This is a genomic window from Pseudomonas sp. HMSC065H01 (assembly GCF_001815235.1).
Lineage (GTDB): Bacteria > Pseudomonadota > Gammaproteobacteria > Pseudomonadales > Pseudomonadaceae > Pseudomonas > Pseudomonas aeruginosa.
Genome location: NZ_KV819829.1, coordinates 1 through 19,284 on the forward strand (window position 1 = coordinate 1; position 19,284 = coordinate 19,284).

The 19,284-nt window shown below is 67.8% G+C and carries 18 protein-coding genes; 4 read left to right on the plus strand and 14 right to left on the minus strand.

Going from position 1 to position 19,284, the window contains the following annotated elements:
* Positions 1-82: 82 nt before the first annotated feature.
* The 10 genes from HMPREF3014_RS01065 to HMPREF3014_RS01110 all read right to left on the minus strand — a co-directional run bounded on the left by HMPREF3014_RS01065 (position 83) and on the right by HMPREF3014_RS01110 (position 9,813).
* Positions 83-916 (minus strand): hypothetical protein, encoded by an 834-nt coding sequence (locus HMPREF3014_RS01065; protein ID WP_009875688.1) that lies wholly within the window; start codon positions 914-916, stop codon positions 83-85.
* 190 nt (positions 917-1,106) lie between these two features.
* Positions 1,107-2,048, minus strand: coding sequence for a LysR family transcriptional regulator (locus HMPREF3014_RS01070; protein WP_003084073.1), 942 nt, complete (start codon positions 2,046-2,048; stop codon positions 1,107-1,109).
* 174 nt (positions 2,049-2,222) lie between these two features.
* Positions 2,223-2,624: a 4-carboxymuconolactone decarboxylase gene (gene pcaC, locus HMPREF3014_RS01075; RefSeq protein ID WP_023086781.1), complete on the minus strand. Its 402-nt coding sequence runs from the start codon at positions 2,622-2,624 to the stop codon at positions 2,223-2,225.
* Positions 2,625-2,634: 10 nt separating this feature from the next.
* On the minus strand, positions 2,635-3,426 hold the full coding sequence (gene pcaD / locus HMPREF3014_RS01080; RefSeq protein ID WP_023086780.1) for a 3-oxoadipate enol-lactonase: 792 nt from the start codon (positions 3,424-3,426) through the stop codon (positions 2,635-2,637).
* Between the two features lie 14 nt (positions 3,427-3,440).
* Complete coding sequence (locus HMPREF3014_RS01085; protein WP_003145060.1) at positions 3,441-4,820, minus strand: 3-carboxy-cis,cis-muconate cycloisomerase; 1,380 nt, start codon at positions 4,818-4,820, stop codon at positions 3,441-3,443.
* A gap of 22 nt (positions 4,821-4,842) precedes the next feature.
* A complete protein-coding gene (locus HMPREF3014_RS01090) occupies positions 4,843-6,141 on the minus strand; it encodes an MFS family transporter (RefSeq protein WP_003101889.1) in 1,299 nt (432 codons plus the stop codon).
* 149 nt (positions 6,142-6,290) lie between these two features.
* The gene (gene pcaF / locus HMPREF3014_RS01095; protein ID WP_019681270.1) at positions 6,291-7,496 is read right to left on the minus strand and encodes a 3-oxoadipyl-CoA thiolase; all 1,206 of its coding nucleotides are present in this window, start codon (positions 7,494-7,496) and stop codon (positions 6,291-6,293) included.
* Positions 7,493-8,275 (minus strand): CoA-transferase subunit beta, encoded by a 783-nt coding sequence (locus HMPREF3014_RS01100; RefSeq protein WP_003084062.1) that lies wholly within the window; start codon positions 8,273-8,275, stop codon positions 7,493-7,495. The genes pcaF and HMPREF3014_RS01100 overlap by 4 nt, the downstream gene beginning before the upstream one ends.
* Entirely contained in the window at positions 8,272-9,123 is an 852-nt protein-coding gene (locus HMPREF3014_RS01105; RefSeq protein ID WP_034067916.1) for a CoA transferase subunit A, read from the minus strand. The genes HMPREF3014_RS01100 and HMPREF3014_RS01105 overlap by 4 nt, the downstream gene beginning before the upstream one ends.
* 150 nt (positions 9,124-9,273) lie before the next feature.
* Positions 9,274-9,813, minus strand: coding sequence for a helix-turn-helix domain-containing protein (locus tag HMPREF3014_RS01110; protein ID WP_003084057.1), 540 nt, complete (start codon positions 9,811-9,813; stop codon positions 9,274-9,276).
* 154 nt (positions 9,814-9,967) lie between these two features.
* Between HMPREF3014_RS01110 and HMPREF3014_RS01115 the strand changes: the two genes are divergently transcribed.
* Together HMPREF3014_RS01115 and HMPREF3014_RS01120 are read left to right on the plus strand one after the other, a co-directional pair.
* Positions 9,968-10,750 carry an aldolase gene (locus tag HMPREF3014_RS01115; RefSeq protein ID WP_003101894.1) on the plus strand — a complete coding sequence of 261 codons (783 nt, stop codon included), beginning with the start codon at positions 9,968-9,970 and terminating at the stop codon, positions 10,748-10,750.
* A 59-nt stretch (positions 10,751-10,809) separates the two neighbouring features.
* The gene (locus HMPREF3014_RS01120) at positions 10,810-11,691 is read left to right on the plus strand and encodes a dihydrodipicolinate synthase family protein (protein WP_003101895.1); all 882 of its coding nucleotides are present in this window, start codon (positions 10,810-10,812) and stop codon (positions 11,689-11,691) included.
* Between the two features lie 76 nt (positions 11,692-11,767).
* On the opposite strand, the gene HMPREF3014_RS01125 is transcribed toward HMPREF3014_RS01120, so the two are convergent.
* The 4 genes from HMPREF3014_RS01125 to HMPREF3014_RS01140 form a co-directional block, all read right to left on the minus strand.
* Positions 11,768-12,826: an ABC transporter substrate-binding protein gene (locus HMPREF3014_RS01125; RefSeq protein ID WP_003101898.1), complete on the minus strand. Its 1,059-nt coding sequence runs from the start codon at positions 12,824-12,826 to the stop codon at positions 11,768-11,770.
* A 163-nt stretch (positions 12,827-12,989) separates the two neighbouring features.
* Entirely contained in the window at positions 12,990-14,372 is a 1,383-nt protein-coding gene (locus tag HMPREF3014_RS01130) for an aspartate aminotransferase family protein (RefSeq protein ID WP_003101901.1), read from the minus strand.
* 30 nt (positions 14,373-14,402) lie between these two features.
* The gene (locus HMPREF3014_RS01135; RefSeq protein WP_003084045.1) at positions 14,403-15,836 is read right to left on the minus strand and encodes an APC family permease; all 1,434 of its coding nucleotides are present in this window, start codon (positions 15,834-15,836) and stop codon (positions 14,403-14,405) included.
* A gap of 57 nt (positions 15,837-15,893) precedes the next feature.
* Positions 15,894-17,384: an aldehyde dehydrogenase gene (locus HMPREF3014_RS01140; RefSeq protein WP_023086779.1), complete on the minus strand. Its 1,491-nt coding sequence runs from the start codon at positions 17,382-17,384 to the stop codon at positions 15,894-15,896.
* Positions 17,385-17,734: 350 nt separating this feature from the next.
* Between HMPREF3014_RS01140 and HMPREF3014_RS01145 the strand changes: the two genes are divergently transcribed.
* Entirely contained in the window at positions 17,735-18,655 is a 921-nt protein-coding gene (locus HMPREF3014_RS01145; RefSeq protein ID WP_023086873.1) for a LysR substrate-binding domain-containing protein, read from the plus strand.
* A gap of 191 nt (positions 18,656-18,846) precedes the next feature.
* Positions 18,847-19,284 carry a hypothetical protein gene (locus HMPREF3014_RS01150; protein WP_023086872.1) on the plus strand — a complete coding sequence of 146 codons (438 nt, stop codon included), beginning with the start codon at positions 18,847-18,849 and terminating at the stop codon, positions 19,282-19,284.

Below are 19,284 nucleotides of genomic sequence, written 5' to 3' on the forward strand. Positions count from 1 at the left end.
GGTGTATCGGCGGATAACGCCGGTGGCGTTATCCGCCCCACCCCAGGGTTGGCGGCATCGCGTAGGGCGACGGCGCTTCGCTTCAGAAGGTGAATTCCATATTCAACGTCGGCGTCGAGGTGCGGCTGCCGGTGCCACCGTCGACGCCGAACTTGTTGTGCCAATACTCGTAGCCGACGCCGAGCCACAGGTTCGGCTGGCGCTTGTCGCCTGGCAGGGCGGCGACCATCAGGGCGGTGCGGACCAGGGTTTCCGCCGCGGTGTCCTTGTCGTTGTAGTCCTCGCCCTTCTCTCCCACGTAGTTGACGAAGCCCTGGAACTTCGCCGCACGGTTGCCGACCTTGAACGGCCGCATCCAGGTCAGGTTGAGCATGTAGGTGGTGTCGAAGGTGTGGTCGGGATGGCGCGCGCCGGGCACGCCGAAGTGGTTCTTCTCGCGGTAGTAGAGCAGGCTCAGGTCGAGCACGCCGGGACCGTTGAACTTGAGGGTCGGGCCGAACACCAGGGCGCGCTTCTTGGCCGAAGCCAGGTTGTTGTTGCGGCTGGCGTCGAAGCCCAGGGTGAAGGCGTAGTCCTTGACCAGGCCGGTGCTCAGCGGCCGGTCGAACACCCGCGAAGCGTAGAGCTGGTGGCGGTAGACCGCATAGACTTCGCTGCCACCATGGTCGGTGCCCTTGCGCGGGTCGCGGTTGTCGGAAAGGAACACATCGAGATTGAAGAAATTGCTGCCGTAGCGATAGCCGTCGGCGTGGGTGAAGCTGTAGATGCGCTTGGCGAACTTGTCCGGGTTGTTCGGGTTGGTGAATTGCTGGCCGTAACGGAAACCGACGCTGTTGCTCATCCATTCCAGCGCCATGCTCTCCCCGGCGCCGACGAGCGCGATCAGGGCGGCGGCGCCCTGCATCATCTTCTTCATGCTGTGTGTCCTGCTGGTTGCTTGTTGTTCTTGTGGCGACTCAGCCCCCGGTTTCGCGCCGGGGTCGCGGGGCAGTATCGGCACTTCGCCGCGCTGACCAAAGAACAGAATATCGAACATGCCGATGCCGAAACGGCATCAGCGGACGGGCAAGCTCGGGCAAGCCGTCTGGCATCGGCGCGAGCGCCGCTCAGGCCTCGTTCAGGCGCGCTTCCTCGCGCTCGCGCAGGCGCACTTCCTCGGCGATCTGCCGGGCCAGGGCGTCCACCGCCACCGGCAGGTAACGGCCGGTACGCACGTAGAGGCCGAGGTCGCTGTGGATGCCGCCATTGTCTTTCAGCGGCAGGAAACGCAGCTCGCCCTGGGCGATGTCGGCCTCGATCCCCAGGCGGGTCTGGAAGGCGACGCCGAGCCCGCGCCGCGCCAGTTGTCGCGACAGCTCCAGGGAGCTGCTCTCCAGCACCGCCCGGCGCGGTTCGCGCAAACGGCGCTGGAGCGGCGCCAGCAGGTGATGGATGGACAGCTCGCTCTTGGCCATGATCAGGCCATGTTCGACGCAATCGGCGAAGGCGATGGCCTGGTGTCGCGCCAACGGGTGCTGCGGGGAGACGATGGCACCGAGGCGGAAATGGCCGACGCTGACCTGTTGCAGGTCGGCGCTGCGCGGCAGGGCGAAGGCCAGGCCGAGGTCGACCGCGCCACTGCTCACCGCCTCGGGTATCGCCTGGGAACCGAGCAGGGTGACGCCGACGGTGATGTCCGGGTAGCGTTCGCGCATCGCCTTGAGCACGCAGGGCAGCAGGTCGCTGGTCACCGCTTCGATGGTGGCGATCTCCACATGGCCGGTGCGCAGGCCTTGCAGCGCGTCCAGTTCGGAACGCACGCGCTCCATGTCCTGCAGGACCACGGTGACGTGGCGCGCGAAGATCTCCCCGGCTCCGGTCAGGCGCAGGCCGCCGGGCAGGCGGTCGAACAGCGGCGCACCGATCTCGTCCTCCAGCTTGAGGATCTGCCGGTTCACCGCCGACGAGGCGACGTTCAGGCGCCGCGCGGCTTCGCGGATCGAATGGCAGCGGCGAACCATGTCGAAGTAGTGGATCGCGGGCGCGTGGATATGCAGCTTGCGGCTCATGGCGGACCGAAGGGATGACGGAGCTGTCGACCTTCCGGGAAACGCCGGCGATTGGCAAGGGGAAGCGCCGCCTTGCCGGCCCACGCGCAGGACGGATAACCGCCGTTGGCCCTCGGGGTATCGGCGGATAACGCCTGCGACGCCATTCGCCCTACCGCTAGCGCCGCCGGCGACCTACCCGGACGCCTGCTGCGACTCCACGCCAAGCTCGTCCCACACCGATTCGGCCAGGTGGAAGGTCGCGTTGGCCGCGGGAATACCGCAGTAGATGGCGCTCTGCATGATCACTTCCTTGATCTCGTCGCGGCTCACCCCGTTGTTCTTCGCCGCGCGCAGATGCAGCTTGAGTTCCTCGTTGCGGTTCATGCCGATCAGCATGGCGATGGTGACCAGGCTGCGGGTGTGTCGCGGCAGCCCCGGACGGGTCCAGATGTCGCCCCAGGCGTGGCGGGTGATCATTTCCTGGAACTCTTCGTTGAACGGCGTCAGGTTGGCCAGGCTGCGCTCGACATGGGCGTCGCCGAGCACCGCGCGGCGCACTTGCATGCCGGCTTCGTAGCGTTGTTTCTCGTCCATCGGCGGCTCCTCAGGCGGACAGCAGGAAATCGACCAGGCGGCGGCTGAAGGCGTCGCTCGCTTCGACGTTGGACAGGTGCGCGGCGGCGAACTCGACCAACTGCGCGTCGGCGATGCGCGCCTGCATGAAGCGGGCGTTGTCCGGAGTGGTCACGGCATCGTGGCTGCCGGCGACGATCAGCGTCGGCGCCTGGACCAGCCCGAGCTGCTCGCGGAAATCGGCGTCGCGTACCGCAGCGCAGTTGGCCGCGTAGCCCTGCGGCGAGGTGGCCGCGAGCATCGCGACGATGCGCTCGACCTGCGCCGGTTCGCGCTCGGCGAAGCCCGCGGTGAACCAGCGCGCCACCGAGGCGTCGCGCAGGTCACGCATGGCCTGCTCGCCGCCTTTCAGGACGGTATCGATGCGGGTGTTCCAGACCTCGTCGCTGGCAATCTTCGCCGCGGTGTTGCACAGCACCAGCCGGCCGAGCCGCTCGCCGGCGTGGATGCCCAGCCACTGGCCGATCAGGCCGCCCATGGACAGCCCGCAGAAATGCACGCGCGGCAGCTCGAGGGCATCGAGCAGGGCAAGCACGTCGGCGCCGAGCTGGCCGATGGCGTACGGTCCGGGGGTGACCAGCGAGGCGCCGTGGCCGCGGGTGTCGTAGCGCAGCACGCGGAAATGGGCGGTGAGTGCGGGGATCTGCGTGTCCCACATGCCCAGGTCGGTGCCCAGCGAGTTTGACAACAGCAGGACCGGCGCGCCGGCCGGTCCTTCCAGGGAGTAGTTCAGGTCGCCGTCGGCGAGGCGTACGGTTGGCACGAAGGGATCTCCAGTCAGGCGGGATGGGGTTCGAAGCCCAGGGCATGGTGTTCGGCGAGCGCGCGCTCGACCCAGGCGCGGGCCTGGCCGAGGTAATGGGCGGGATCGAGCAGGCGGTCCAGTTCGTCGCCGGACAACTCGGCGCTCACCCGCGCCTCTTCGCCGAGCACCGCGCGCAACTCGCGGCGCTGCTCGACGGCGCGGCGGCAGCACTGTTCCACCAGATGGTGCGCGGCTTCGCGGCCGATACGGCGGGCCAGAGCGATGCTCACCGCCTCGGCGAGCACCAGGCCGTGGGTCAGGCCAAGGTTGCGGCGCATCCGCTGGGCGTCCACCTCCAGGCCTTCGAGCAGGCCGATCGCCTGTTGCAGCGCGCCGGCAACCAGGCAACAGAGTTCCGGCAGGGTTTCCCACTCGGCGTGCCAGAGACCGAGGCTGCGCTCGTGTTCCTGCGGCATCGCCGCGAACAGGGTCGAGACCAGCCCCGGCGCACGGGTGGCGGCGGCGATCAGCACCGCGCTGCTCACCGGGTTGCGCTTGTGCGGCATGGTCGAGGAACCGCCGCGCCCGGCGCCGGCCGGCTCGAAGACCTCGCCGGCCTCGGTCTGCATCAGCAGGCTGACATCGCGACCGAACTTGCCGAGGCTACCGGCCACCAGGCCGAGCACGCTGGCGAATTCCACCAGGCGGTCGCGCTGGGTGTGCCAGGGTTGTTCGGGCAAAGCCAGGCCCAGCTCCTCGGCCAGCGCCGCGGCCACCGGCAGGGCCTGTTCGCCGAGCGCGGCGAGCGTCCCCGAGGCGCCGCCGAATTGCAGCACCAGCAGGCGCGGGCGCAACTCGCGCAGGCGCTGGCGGTGCCGGGTCAAGGCACCGAGCAGGCCGGCGAGCTTCATGCCCAGGGTCACCGGGGTGGCGTGCTGCAACCAGGTGCGCCCGGCCAGCGGCGTGTCGGCATGCCGTTCGGCCTGGTCCGCCAGGACCTCGGCAAGACGTTGCAGATCCTGCTCGAGCAAGGCCAGCGCACGGCGCAGTTGCAGCACCAGGCCGCTGTCCATGGCGTCCTGGCTGGTGGCGCCGAGATGCACGTAGCGCTCGGCCTCGGCGTCGCCAGCCGCCACCTGGCGGCCCAGCGCCTTGACCAGCGGGATCGCCGAGTTGCCGGCAGTGGCGACCGCCTCGGCCAGCGCCAGCGGGTCGTACAGTTCGGCGCGGCAGGCCGCCTCGATCGGCGCCACCGCCGTCGCGGGAACCACCCCGGTGCGCGCCTCGGCGCGGGCCAGGGCGGCCTCGAAGTCGAGCATGCCTTGCAGGCGGCCGCGGTCGGAGAACACCGCGCGCATCGGCGCCGCCGTGAAATAGGCATCGAACAACTGGTTGGCGGGTACGTCGCTCATCGGTTTTCCTTTTCCCGGCCCGTCAGGGCTCGTCGTTCAGGTAGCTGACCTTGCGCAGGTCCGGCAGGCTCACGCAGACCAGCAGCGCCAGCAGGCACATGGCTGAAACATACCAGTAGAAGACGTTCTCCATCCCTACCGACTTCAGCCCCAGGGCGACGTACTCGGCCGAGCCGCCGAAGATCGCGTTGCCCACCGCGTAGGACACTCCGACGCCGAGGGCGCGCACCTCCGGCGGGAACATCTCGGCCTTGATCAGGCCGCTGATGGAGGTGTACAGGCTGACGATGGCCAGCGCCAGGATGATCAGGAAGAAGGCCATGTAGGGACTGCTCACGGTCTTCAGCGCGAGCAGGATCGGCAGGGTGCAGAGCGTGCCCAGGGTGCCGAACCAGAGCATCGAGGTCTTGCGCCCGATGCGATCGGAAAGCATGCCGAACAGCGGTTGCATCAGCATGTACGCCAGCAGGGCGAAGGTCATCACCGCGCTGGCGGTCTTGGCGCTCATCCCGGCGGTGTTGACCAGGTACTTCTGCATGTAGGTGGTGAAGGTGTAGAAGATCAGCGAGCCGCCGGCGGTGAAGCCGAGCACGGTGAAGAAGGCCCGCTTGTGCTTGAACAGCTCGGCGAAGGTGCCGGATTCCTTGCGCTCCAGGGTCGACTTCGAAGCGGTCTCGTTCAGCGAGCGCCGCAGCCAGAGGGCGATCACCGCGGTGATCGCGCCGATCACGAAGGGGATCCGCCAGCCCCAGGCGCGCAGTTCGTCCTCGCTCAGCAACTGCTGCAGGATCACCACCACCAGCACCGCCAGCAACTGTCCGCCGATCAGGGTGACGTACTGGAACGAGGCGAAGAAGCCGCGCTGGCCCTTGAGCGCCACCTCGCTCATGTAGGTCGCGCTGGTGCCGTACTCGCCGCCCACCGACAGGCCCTGGAACATCCGCGCCAGCAACAGCAGGGCCGGCGCCAGGGTGCCGATGCTGGCGTAGGTGGGCATGCAGGCGATCGCCAGGGAGCCGGCGCACATCATCACCACCGAGATCAGCATGGCGGTCTTGCGCCCGTGCTTGTCGGCGATGCGGCCGAACATCCAGCCGCCGATGGGGCGCATGAGGAAGCCGGCGGCGAAGACCCCGGCGGTGTTCAGCAACTGCACCGTGGGGTTGTCGGAGGGGAAGAAGGCCGGTGCGAAGTAGATCGCGCAGAAGGCGTAGACGTAGAAGTCGAACCATTCCACGAGGTTGCCGGAGGAGGCGCCGACGATGGCGAAGATGCGCTTGCGGCGTTCTTCGTTGCTGTACTGGTGAACAGGGGCAGTCATGCTGTTGTTCTCTCGACAGGGTCCGTTTCATCCTGACCGTGCGACGGAGCGTCCTGTTCCGCTGCACACGCGCCGCGCCGCCGCCGAAACATGGGCAGCGCCGCGCGACGCGCGCTCTTGATACCGGGCGGGCGACCCGGTTGTGCCAGTCAGACCCGCTCGATGGCCAGCGCCAGGCCTTGGCCGACGCCTACGCACATGGTCGCCAGGCCGCGCCGGCCGCCGCTCTTCTCAAGTTGATGGAGCGCGGTGAGGACCAGCCGCGCACCGCTCATCCCCAGCGGGTGGCCGAGGGCGATGGCACCGCCGTTCGGGTTGACCTTCTCACTGTCGTCGGCCACGCCCAGTTCGCGCAGGCAGGCCAGGCCCTGGCTGGCGAAGGCTTCGTTGAGTTCGATCACGTCGAAGGCGTCGATCGCCAGGTCCAGGCGCCGCAGCAGCTTGCGCACCGCCGGCACCGGGCCGATGCCCATGATCCGTGGGGCGACGCCGGCGCTGGCCATGCCCAGCACCCGCGCGCGCGGAGTCAGGCCGTGCTTCTCCACTGCCTCCGCGGAGGCCAGGACCAGCGCGGCGGCGCCGTCGTTGACCCCGGACGCGTTGCCGGCGGTGACGGTCCTCTCCGGCCCGTTGACCGGCTTGAGCCGGGCCAGCGCCTCCAGGGTGGTGTCGGGACGCGGATGCTCGTCGTGCTCGACCAGGGTGTCGCCCTTGCGCCCGCGAATCGTCACCGGGACGATTTCCTCGGCGAAGAAACCGGCCTCCTGCGCCCTGCCGGCGCGCTGCTGGCTGCGCAGGGCGAAGGCATCCTGGTCGGCACGCGACACGCGATAGTCGTCGGCGACGTTGTCGGCGGTCTGCGGCATCGGGTCGATGCCGTACTGCTCCTTCATCAGCGGATTGACGAAGCGCCAGCCGATGGTGGTGTCCTCGATCTTCTGGCCGCGCCCGAAGGCGCTATCGGCCTTGCCCATCACGTACGGCGCGCGCGACATCGACTCGACGCCGCCGGCGATGGCCAGCTCCATCTCGCCGCAGGCGATGGCGCGGAACGCCGTGCCGATGGCGTCCATCCCCGAGGCGCAGAGGCGGTTGAGGGTGACGCCGGGCACGCTCTCCGGCAAACCGGCCAGCAGCAGCGCCATGCGCGCCACGTTACGGTTGTCCTCGCCGGCCTGGTTGGCGCAGCCGAGGAACACCTCGTCCAACGCCGACCAGTCGACCCCCGGGTTGCGCTCGACCAGGGCCTTCAGCGGCACCGCCGCGAGGTCGTCGGCGCGCACCGCGGAAAGACTGCCGCCGAAACGGCCGATCGGCGTGCGCACGGCATCGCAGATGAATACCTCGCGGCTCATTCGTCGCTCCCCTTCTGTCCATGGGCGGCCGCGGTGCGCGCCTCGAGGTCGCGCAGCGCGGCGAGTTCGACCTCGCTCGGCGCGGGCGTCTCGGCGACCCGCTCGGCGAAGCGGATCGCCCAGCCGGTGGCCTCGACCACCTGCTCGCGGGTCACGCCCGGATGCAGCGAAGTGACCACGAACTCGTTGCTGCCGGCTTCCGGCTCCATGATGCACAGGTCGGTGATGATCGCCACCGGCCCCTTGCCCGGCAGGCCCAGGCGCTGGCGCGAGTCGCCGCCCTCGCCATGGCCGACCGAGGTGACGAAGGCCAGCTTGTCGACGAAGGTGCGGTGCGACTGCTTGAGGATGATCAGCACTTCCTTGGCGCTGCCGGCGATTTCCGGCGCGCCGCCGGCTCCCGGCAGGCGCACCTTGGGCTGGCGGTAGTCGCCGATCACGGTGGTGTTGATGTTGCCGAAGCGGTCGACCTGGGCCGCGCCGAGGAAGCCGACGTCGATCCGTCCGCCCTGCAGCCAGTAGCGGAAGATCTCGCCGGTGGGGACCACGGTATCGGCGGTCTCGGCCAACTCGCCGTCGCCGATGGACAGCGGCAGGACGCTGGGCTTGGCGCCGATCGGCCCGGACTCGTAGATCAGCACGACGTCCGGCGAGGAAGTCAGGCGCGCCAGGTTGGCGGCCTTCGACGGCAGGCCGATGCCGACGAAGCACACCGCGCCGTTGTGCAGGCGGCGGGCGGCGGCCACGGTCATCATCTCGTTGGTGCTGTAGCTGCTCATCGCTTGCCCTCCGCGAGCTTGGCCTGGAAGGCGCCGAAATCCTCGGTCCCCCGGATGTATTCGTCGATCCACGGGGTGAAGCTTTCGCGGTCGCGGGCGATCGGGTCCCAGTCCTGGTAGAAGCGGTTGTCGCGCTCGTAGTAGCCGTGGGCATAGGACGGATGCGCGCCGCCGGGCACCAGGCACACGGCGCTGAGCGCCCAGCTCGGCAGGACGCAGGCGTTCATCGGGGCGTCCAGTTCGTCGACGATCTCCTCGACGGTGACGATGCAGCGCTTCGCCGCCAGGGCCGCTTCCTTCTGCACGCCGAGGATGCCCCAGAGCAGAACGTTGCCCTTGCGGTCGGCCTTCTGCGCGTGGATCACGCTGACGTCCGGGCGCACCGAGGGCACCGCCGCCAGCACTTCGCCGGTGAACGGGCAGGTGACGCTGCGGATCAGCGGGTTGACCTTCGGCAGGTCGGAGCCGGCGTAGGCGCGCAGCACTGCGAAGGGCAGCCCGGAGGCGCCGGCGACATAGGCGTTGGCGAGGTCGGCGTGGCTGTGTTCCTCGATCTCCAGCGGTTGCGGCCAGCCCTTCTCCACCGCGTCGCGCAGGCGGTGCAGCGAACCGACGCCGGGGTTGCCGCCCCAGGAGAACACCAGCTTCTTCGCGCAGCCTGCACCGATCAGCAGGTCGTAGACCAGGTCGGGAGTCATGCGGATCAGCGTCAGGTCTTTCCTGCCCTGGCGGATCAGCTCGTGGCCGGCGGCCGTCGGGATCAGGTGAGTGAAGCCTTCGAGGGCGACGCTGTCGCCATCGTGGACGAAGCGTCGCACCGCTTCGCGCAGGGAGAGGATTTCAGCCATCGGTCGGGTCTCGTCTTGTTGTGCGCTGCCTGGACGGCACGTGACGAGAACCTTACGCCGGGGTCCGAGGGCTCACAATCCGATAATCGATTAACAGTTCGATAATCGAACAGAACGTTAGCAAGCATCCGATCGACCGAAGCCGTCGCCTCATTCGTCGCTGTGGATCACCACCAGCAATTCCGCCTGGGTCTCCCCCAGGGAGCGGATGCGGTGCGGCTTCTGTGCGTTGAAATGCAGGGCGTCGCCGCGCTCGAGGATGATCCGCTGGTTCATGAAGTCGACCTCGACCTGGCCCTCATGGACGAAGATGAACTCTTCGCCGAGGTGCTCCTTGAACGTCGAGTGACTGAAATCGCGCGGGGGGTGGACGATGAACGGCAACAGCGCGCGGGCGCCGATCTGCTGCGCGAGGGAGGCGTAGGCCGGGCCGTCGTCGCCGCTGGACAGCGACTTGCGCTGGTCGCGACGAACGATGCTGTAGCCGTCGACACCGTCGCTTTCCTCGGAGAACAGCTCCTCCACCTGCACGTTCAACGCCTTCGCCAGCTTCAGCGCGGCGGCAATGGACGGCGTGTTCAGCCCGCGCTCGACCTTGGACAGGTAGCTCTTGGTCAGGCCGGTCTTGTCGGCCAGGGTCTCCAGCGTGACCCCGAGTTTTTTTCTCAGCAATTTCAAGCGCATGGACATTGAGGACAGCCTTCTCCCGATGGCGATGAAACTTTTCTCTTGCTAATGACACTTTGTGTCATATAACTTGATCCGTGTCATTTACAGCCGGGTCGTTGCGTGGCGCGCAACTGCCTGGCGTTTCCCCCGACTCGCTCCGTCAAAGGAACCTCGCATGGCTACGACACTGGAATTACCCAAGGATCAACTGATCCAGCACGCGCTGAAGCAGATGAAAAGCAGCCTCGGCGATAATACGTGGACTGACCGGCAAAAGCTGGCCCTGACCTGCCGGATTCTCTTCGAGGCCGGCCACGACTCCGGGCTCGCCGGGCAGATCACCTCGCGCGGCCCGGAGGCGGGGACCTACTACACCCAGCAACTGGGCCTGGGCTTCGACGAGATCAGCGCCGGCAACCTGCTGCTGGTCGACGAAGACCTCAACGTCCTCCACGGGCACGGCATGGCGAATCCGGCCAATCGCTTCCACAGCTGGGTCTATCGCGCCCGCCCGGACGTCAACTGCATCATCCACACCCACCCGCTGCACATCGCCGCGCTGTCGACCCTGGAAGTACCGCTGCAGGTCTCGCACATGGACCTTTGCCCGCTATACGAAGACTGCGCCTTCCTCAAGGACTGGCCGGGCGTGCCGGTAGGCAACGAGGAAGGCGAGATCATCTCCGCCGCCCTCGGCGACAAGCGCGCCATCCTGCTCTCCCATCACGGCCTGCTGGCCACCGGTGCAAGCATCGAGGAGGCCTGCGTGATCGCGGTGCTGCTCGAGCGCGCGGCGAAGATGCAGTTGCTGGCGATGGCCGCCGGGGAGATCAAGCCGATCCCGCCGGCCCTGGCGCGCGAGGCCCACGACTGGATCTCCACCCCGAAGCGCCACGGCGCCGCATTCAACTACTACGCCCGGCGCTGCCTGCCGCGCAACAGCGACTGCCTGAGCTGAACGACCTTTCCCACCAGGTCCGTCCTGGCATTTCCCACTCAATGTCACGGGTACATCCAATGTCCGCATCCATCCACGGCATCATCGGCTACACCATCACCCCCTTCGCCGCCGACGGCGGTCTCGACCTGCCGGCCCTCGGCCGCTCCATCGAGCGCCTGATCGACGGCGGCGTGCACGCCATCGCCCCGCTCGGCAGCACCGGCGAAGGCGCCTACCTGAGCGACCCGGAATGGGACGAGGTGGTCGACTTCACCCTGAAGACCGTCGCCCATCGCGTGCCGACCATCGTCAGCGTCTCCGACCTGACCACCGCCAAGACCGTACGCCGCGCGCAGTTCGCCGAATCCCTCGGCGCCGAGGCGGTGATGGTCCTGCCGATCTCCTACTGGAAGCTCAACGAGGCGGAAGTGTTCCAGCACTACCGCGCGGTGGGCGAAGCCATCGGCGTGCCGGTGATGCTCTACAACAACCCGGGCACCAGCGGCATCGACATGTCGGTGGAACTGATCCTGCGCATCGTCCGCGAAGTGGACAACGTGACCATGGTCAAGGAGAGCACCGGCGACATCCAGCGCATGCACAAGCTGCGCCTGCTCGGCGAAGGCCGGGTGCCCTTCTACAACGGCTGCAACCCGCTGGCGCTGGAGGCCTTCGTGGCCGGCGCGAAAGGCTGGTGCAGCGCCGCGCCGAACCTGATCCCGACGCTCAACGGCCAGCTCTACCAGGCGGTGCTCGACGGCGACCTGGAGAAGGCCCGCGCGCTGTTCTACCGGCAGTTGCCGCTGCTCGACTTCATCCTCCGCCGGGGCCTGCCGACCACCATCAAGGCCGGCCTGGGCCTCTCCGGCCTGGAGGTGGGGGCGCCGCGCCTTCCGGTGCAGGCGCTGGATACCGAGGGCTGTCGGTATCTGCAGGGGTTGTTGGAAGAGCTGCGCTGATCACCCCGTCAGCGCTTTGACCCGACGGGCCCGGACGACTTGGGGCCCGTCGTTTTTTTGCCGACGCGCAGCGCGCTCAGCGCGCCGCCCAGGCATTGAAACGCTGTTCCAGCTCCTCGCCGTGGTCCACCCAGAACTCGGCATCCACCGCCCGCGCGCCTTCGAGGTTGGCCGGCGCGGTCGGCAGCGCCTCCTGCACCGTCTTCGGCAGCAACGCCAGGGTGCCCTTGTGTACCGGCCCGTAGGGGATCTGCTCGGAGAACACCTTCTGCGTCTGCGGCTGGCTGGCGAAGGCGATGAATTTCTCCGCCAGCGCCTTGTTCGGCGTGCCCTTCACCACCGCCCAGTACTCCGGATCGTAGAGACTGCCGGGCCAGACGATGGCCAGTTTCACCCCCTCCTTCTGCGCAGCGGCGATGCGCCCGTTGTAGGCCGCGCTCATCACCACGTCGCCGGCCGCCAGCCATTGCGGCGGCTGGGCGCCGGCCTCCCACCACTGGATGTTCGGCTTGAGCTGGTCGAGCTTGGCGAAGGCGCGGCTGACCCCCTCCGGGGTGGCGAGTACCTTGTAGAGGTCCTCCGCCTTCACCCCGTCGGCCAGCAACGCCACTTCCAGGGTGTACTTGGCGCCCTTGCGCAGGCCACGCTTGCCGGGGAACTCGCGGACGTTCCAGAAATCCGCCCAGGACTGCGGCGCCCTGGCCAGCTTCGTCGAGTCGTAGGCCATCACCATCGACCAGACGTAGGTGGCCACCCCGCACTCGCTGAAAGTGCCGGGGACGAACTGCGCGGGGTCGCCGAAACGCGCCGGGTCGAGGCGTTCGAACAGCCCCTCGTCGCAGCCGCGGAGCAGTTCGGGGCTCTCCACCTCGACCACGTCCCAGCTGACCTTGCCGACGTCGACCATGGCCTTCACCTTGGCCATTTCGCCGTTGTATTCGCCGGCGACCACCTGCCCGCCGCCGCTTCGCTCGAAGGGTTTGAAATAGGCCTGTTCCTGGGCGGCCTTGGTCGCGCCGCCGAAGGAGATCACCGTCAGGCTCTGGCTCTGCGCCTGGGCCGCCGCGGCGAACGCCAGGCCGAACAGGGACAACCGGGAAAACACGTGTGCGTACTGGTGCAAGGACTTGAACATGGAACACTCCCACAGCCGATTGGCATTGTTGTGATGTTGCTGAGGCAGTTGCCGGCCAGAGGCCGAAACGGTTCCGCGCGCGGTCGCCAGGCGCCGCATCGTCGTTATGGGGGGACGCTCCGTGTCGCAGGCGACCCGGCCGAGGCCGGGCCGCCGGGGCGCGTCAGAGCACGCCGATCTCGCGCGCGGTGCGATCCACCGCGATACGGGTCTTGTCGATCAGTTCGTCGATCTCGGCACGCCCGGCCACCAGCGCCGGGGCCATGATCATGCGGCCGAGGGTGGAGCGGATGATCACGCCCTCCTCGAAGCCGATGGTGCGGCAGCGCCAGGCCAGATCGTTCTCGTTGGCGAAGCGCTTGCGGGTCGCCTTGTCCTCGGCGAACTGCAGCGCGGCGACGAAGCCGGCGCCCTGGACCTCGCCGACCAGCGGATGGTCGCCGAAGACCTCGCGCAGGCAGCGTTGCAGGTAGGGTCCGGTCTCCTCCCTGACCCGCGTGACCACGCCCTCGTCGCGCAGCGCCTTGAGGTTGGCGATGGCCACCGCCGCCGCCACCGGGTGGCCGGAATAGGTCAGGCCGTGGGCGAACACCCCGCCCTGCTCCACCAGCACCTCGGCGATGCGCTTGCCGAGTACCAGGCCGCCCATGGGGATGTAGCCGGACGTCAGGCCCTTGGCGATGGACAGGGTGTCCGGCTGGAAGCCGAAGTGTTCGTGGGCGAACCATTCGCCGGTGCGGCCGAAGCCGCCGATCACTTCGTCGGCGCACAGCAGCACGTCGTACTGCCGGCAGATGCGCTGGATCTCCGGCCAATAGCTTTGCGGCGGGAAGATCATGCCGCCGGCGCCCTGGAAGGGCTCGGCGACGAAGGCGGCGACGTTCTCCGCGCCCAGTTCGAGGATCTTCTCCTCCAGTTGCAGCGCCGCGCGGCGACCGAACTCGGCCGGGCTCAGCTCGCCGCCGTTGGCGTACCAGTAGGGTTCGTCGATGTGGGCGAAGTCCGGCAGCATGCCGCCCATCTCGTGCATGAACTTCATCCCGCCGAGCGCGGTGCTGCCCAGGGTCGAGCCGTGGTAGCCGTTCCAGCGGCCGATCATGATCTTCTTCTGCGGCTTGCCGAGGATCTGCCAGTAGCGCCGCACGGTACGGATCAGCACCTCGTTGGCCTCGGAGCCGGAGTTGGTGTAGATCGCGTGGCTGTAGTGGTCCGGCAGCAGGCTGAAGAGCATCTCGGAAAGCTCCACCACCGCCGGGTGGGTGGTGTGGAAGAACATGTTGTAGTACGGCAGTTGTTCCAGCTGGCGGCTGGCGGCGGCGGCGAGGTCCTGGCGGCCGTAGCCGAGGTTGGTGCACCAGAGGCCGGACATGCCGTCCAGGTAGCGCTTGCCGTCGTTGTCCCAGAGCTGCAGGCCATCGCCGCGGACCATCACCCGCGGGCCTTCGCGGTTCAGCGCCTTCTGGTCGAGGAAGGCGTGGATGTGGTGCGCGGCGTCCAGTTGCTGGTAGTCGCGGGTGTCGCGCTGCGGGTTGAGCTGAGCGGTCATCGTCTGTGTTCTCCTTGTTCCCTTGGCGCGTCAGGCCGAAGGGGATTGCAGGGGATCGAGGGCGACGGACTTGCCCTGGGCAGTCTCACCGGCCGTCTCGAGCGGTTCGGGTACGAAGAGGGGCTTGCGCATCACGCCCTTGATCCACACCACCGCCACCAGCGAGACCACGCCGAGCACCACGCCGGCGCTGGCGAAGATCCGTCCGGTCATTTCCGGGGTCGGCGAGACGTGGACCACCGCGTAGATCATCCCGGCGATGCCGAACAGTTGCGGCAGCGGGTAGAACGGCGTGCGGAACGGACGGGCGATGTGCGGATAGCGACGGCGCAGGGCCAGCACGTCGACGTGGGCGATGATGTAGGCCAGCAGCCAGGCCAGCGCGGCGGCGAGCAGCAGCAGGTTGATCGAGTCCGGGTCCTGGCCGAGGATCAGGATCGGCAGGCCGGTGATCGCGGCGACGAACAGCACCGCCACCCAGGGCGTGCGCGCCCGCCGGCTGAGCTGCTTGAATTGCGGGAAGGCCTGGCCGTTCTGCGCCATCCCGTAGAGCATCCGCGGGATCGCCGCCAGCGACGAGTTGAGGGTGCTGCAGGTGGCGGTGATCGCGGCGATCACCAGGAACAGCTGGCCGTACTCGCCGAACACGCGGTTGGCGAAGAGGAAGTGTGGCAGCGGGTCGCCGGCCAGTTCCGCCTGCGGGATGCACAGCAGCGCACCGAAGCAGTAGAGGGCGATGGTCAGGAAGATGATGCTCAGGCCGAGGATCATCGAACGCGGGATGTTGCGCTCCGGACGCCGCGTCTCCTCCACCAGCGGGCAGACGAACTCGGCGCCGACGAAGCCCCACACGGCCATCGCGGTGAGCGCCAGGGCGCTTACCCCGAGCGGGTTCCAGCCGCTCGCCAGGGCGGTCTGCGCGGAAGCGTGGTCGCTGCTCACCGCACCCAGGCCGAGCACCAGCAGGACGATCATCATCAGCAGCGCCAGCGCGCTCTGCAGGCGCGCGAAGATGTCGATGCCGAGCAGGTTGAGCAGGGTGAACAGACCGAGCACGCCGTAGGCCACCAGCATCGGTGGCAGCGCGCCGGGGTAGACCTTGCCGATGATCAGGTCGAGCAGCAGCAGTTCCGCCGAGAGGGCGAACATCGCCACCACCACGTAGCCGGAAAAGGTCGCCAGGATCGCCGGGAAATGCCCGATGGCCACCTCGGTGTAGCTGCTCAGGCTACCGGCGCGGGGAATCATCAGGGCCAGCTCGGAAAAGGAAAAGGCGTAGCTCAGCGCCAGCAGGTAGGCCACTCCCAGCGGCACGATGAAGCCCAGGCCGGCCGTCCCGGCGCCTTGCAGCATCAGTACCATCACGCCCTGGGAAACCACCAGGCCGATGGCCACCGCCAGCAGCGGTCCCAGCCCGAGCACGCGGCGCAGGGCCGGCTCACGCACGTTCGGCGTGTCGTTCATTCGATCGTCCTCTTGTTGTCGTTATCGGCATCGAGTCGTGTCGCGTCCGTCGCGTCTTCAGCGCAACTGGAACCAGGTCGTCTTCAACTGGGTGTACTTGTCGAAGGAATGCAGCGACAGGTCGCGACCGAAGCCGGACTGCTTGCCGCCGCCGAAAGGCACCGCGACGTCCAGCGCGTCCACGGTATTCACCGACACCGTTCCGGCATTCAAGCGCCGCGCCACCCGGTGCGCACGGTGCAGGTCGTCGCTCCACAGCGAGGCGGCGAGGCCGTAGCGGCTGTCGTTGGCCAGGCGTATGGCCTCGTCCTCGGAGTCGAAGGCGCTGATCGCCAGCACCGGACCGAAGATTTCCTCGCGGGCCAGCTGCATGTCCGGGCGTACTCCGCCGAACAGGGTCGGTTCGATGAAGTTGTCCGAACCGTTGATCGTCAACTGGCGGCCACCGCCGAGCAGGGTCGCGCCCTCGCCTTGCGCCCGCTCGATGGCGGCGAGAATCCCGGCGGTCTGCCGGCGGTCGACGATGGCGCCGGCGCGGCTGGCCGGGTCCAGCGGATCGCCCGGCTGCCAGTCGCGGGCCTTGGCCAGCAGGCGCTCGACGAACTCGTCGTGGATCGAACGCTCCACCAGCAAGCGCGAGTTCGCCGAACAGACCTCGCCCTGGTTGAAGAAAATGCCGAAGGCGGCCTTTTCCGCCGCCAGGTCAAGATCGCGGCAATCGGCGAACACCAGGTTCGGACTCTTGCCGCCGCACTCCAGCCAGACCTGCTTGAGGTTGGATTGCGCGGAATACTGCATGAAGTACTTGCCGACCTCGGTGGAGCCGGTGAACACCAGTGCGTCCACATCCGGGTGCAAGCCGAGGGCCTTGCCGGCCTGCTCGCCGAGGCCCGGCACCACGTTCAGCACGCCTTCCGGCACCCCCGCCTCCAGGGCCAGCTCGGCCAGGCGCAGGGCGGAGAACGGCGACTGCTCGGCCGGCTTGAGCACCACCGAGTTGCCGGCGGCCAGGGCCGGGGCGAGCTTCCAGGCGGCCATGTCGAGCGGGAAGTTCCACGGCACCACCGCGCCGATCACCCCCAGCGGCACGCGGGTAATGGTGGCCAGGGTCTGCTGGGCGGTCGGCGCGACCTGGTCGTAGAGCTTGTCGAGGCTTTCCGCATACCAGGCGAAGACGTGGGCGGCGCCGGGTACATCGATGTTCCAGGCGTCCATCACCGGCTTGCCCATGTTCAGCGAGTCGAGCAGCGCCAGCTCTTCGCGATGGGCCAGCATCAGCTCGGCCAGGCGCAGCAGCACGCGCTTGCGCTCGACCGGGGCGAGACGCGCCCAGGGGCCTTCGTCGAAGGCGCGGCGGGCGGCGGCCACTGCCGCGTCGACGTCGGCCGCATCGCAGGCCGCGACCCGCGCCAGCAGGCGATTGCTCGCCGGATCGATGGCGTCGAAGGTAGCGCCGCTGGCGGCTGGACGCTGGCGGCCGCCGATCAGGGCCTGGTCGATGAAGCGCTGTGTCGCGGCGCGCCGTTGCCAATCGCTGAGTTCGAACACCCCACCTTCTCCTTGTTATCTCGCCGGTCTGCGCCGGTCGTGGTTCTGCACGCATGGCCCGGACCGCCGGGAGGCGGACCGCTGTCCATGGGGTCGATGGGGAAGGATGGTCGCGCAAGCCGCGGCGAAGGAAAATTATTAAAAATGTCCTCGGGACATAAGAAAAAGCTGGCCAGGCGTGCCCCGGCAAAGTGCGTCGTGCTGGGTTATCGTGCAGGCGGGCAATCGTCGTCGCGGCCAGCGCCGCGACGCTCGGCAGCGGCCTGCAACTTGCTTGCAGCGCGGCGGACACAACAATCGAGGCGCGCACTCCCGGCCCGGGGAGGATGATGCGCCGATGAGGTCTTGCAGTGGCGTCCTATACCTTGCGGCAACTCAAGTATTTCGTGACCACCGTGGAATGCGGCAGCGTGGCCGAGGCCTCGCGCAAGCTGTACATCGCCCAGCCGTCGATCTCCACGGCGGTGAAGGGTCTGGAGGAAAGCTTCGGCGTGCAGCTGTTCATCCGCCACCACGCCCAGGGCGTGTCGCTGACCCCCGCCGGCGCGCGCTTCTACCGCAAGGCGCAGGAACTGCTGCGGATGGCCCACGAGTTCGAGCAGAACGCCCTGGCCGACAACGACGTGATCGCCGGGCAGATCGACATCGGCTGCTTCGAGACGGTCGCCCCGCTCTACCTGCCGGGCCTGATCGCCGGCTTTCGCCAGGCCTATCCGGGGGTGGAGATCCGCATACGCGACGGAGAGCAGCAGGAACTGGTGCAAGGCCTCACCTCCGGGCGCTTCGACCTGGCCTTCCTCTACGAGCACGACCTCGACTCGACCATCGAGACCGAGCCGCTGATGCCGCCGCAACGACCCCACGCGCTGCTCCCCGAAGGGCACCGCTTCGCCGGGCAGGCGCAAGTGTCGCTGCGCGACCTGTGCCTGGAACCGATGATCCTGCTCGACGTGCAGCCCAGCCGCACCTATTTCGTCAGCCTGTTCGAGGAACTCGGCCTGACGCCGAACATCGCCTTCAGCTCGCCGTCCATCGAGATGGTGCGCGGCATGGTCGGCCAGGGCTTCGGCTTCTCCCTGCTGGTCACCCGCCCGCATTCGGAATGCACCTACGACGGCAAGAAGGTGGTCATGGTCGACCTCACCGAGCCGGTGTCCACCTCCGGGCTCGCCGCCGCCTGGCTGAAACGCGCGCAACTGACCAAGCCGGCACGATTGTTCGTCGACTACTGCCGGGAGCAACTGGGCAAGCTTGCCGAGCGCCGGCACTGACCCTCAGCTTTCCGACATTCCAAGAGGAACTTTCTTTCTGACAAAGACGAATCCGATGACTGTGGCAAAAAGCCTCCGTTGCTAGGGTGGCCGGCGCTCCGGACCACCCCGGTCCGGCAGTCCGGCAGCGCCCAGGGATCGATGGACATTCGGGCCTGCCGCCTCATCGATGAATCATCATGGAGAGTCAGATGAAGAAGTTCCTGTTGCCCGCCCTGCTGTTCGCCGCGGCCTCGCTGACCGGCTGCGCCAGCTACAACGTCAGCCAGCCCATCGCCCCGGTGGCCGGCGCGGTGAAAACCGACCTCAAGGCCGACGTCGCCGTCGGCGAGCCGATCAGCGGAGACTCCTCGGTCAATATCCTGTTCGGCTTCCTCAAGTTCGGTGGCGACAGCCAGTTCGCCGACGGCGTCACCTACGGCGCAGAAAGCGGCTCGGGCCTGAGCCTCGGCGCCTTCGACCCGGTGTCCTCGGCCAAGGCCGCCGCCGCGTTCAAGGCGGTGAAGAACTCCAATGCCGACCTGATCGTGGCGCCGCGCTACGAGGTTTCGGTGATCGACTACTTCCTGTTCAAGAAGGTCGACGTCAAGGTCACCGGCAGCAAGGGCACCATCCGCTCCATCCGCTGA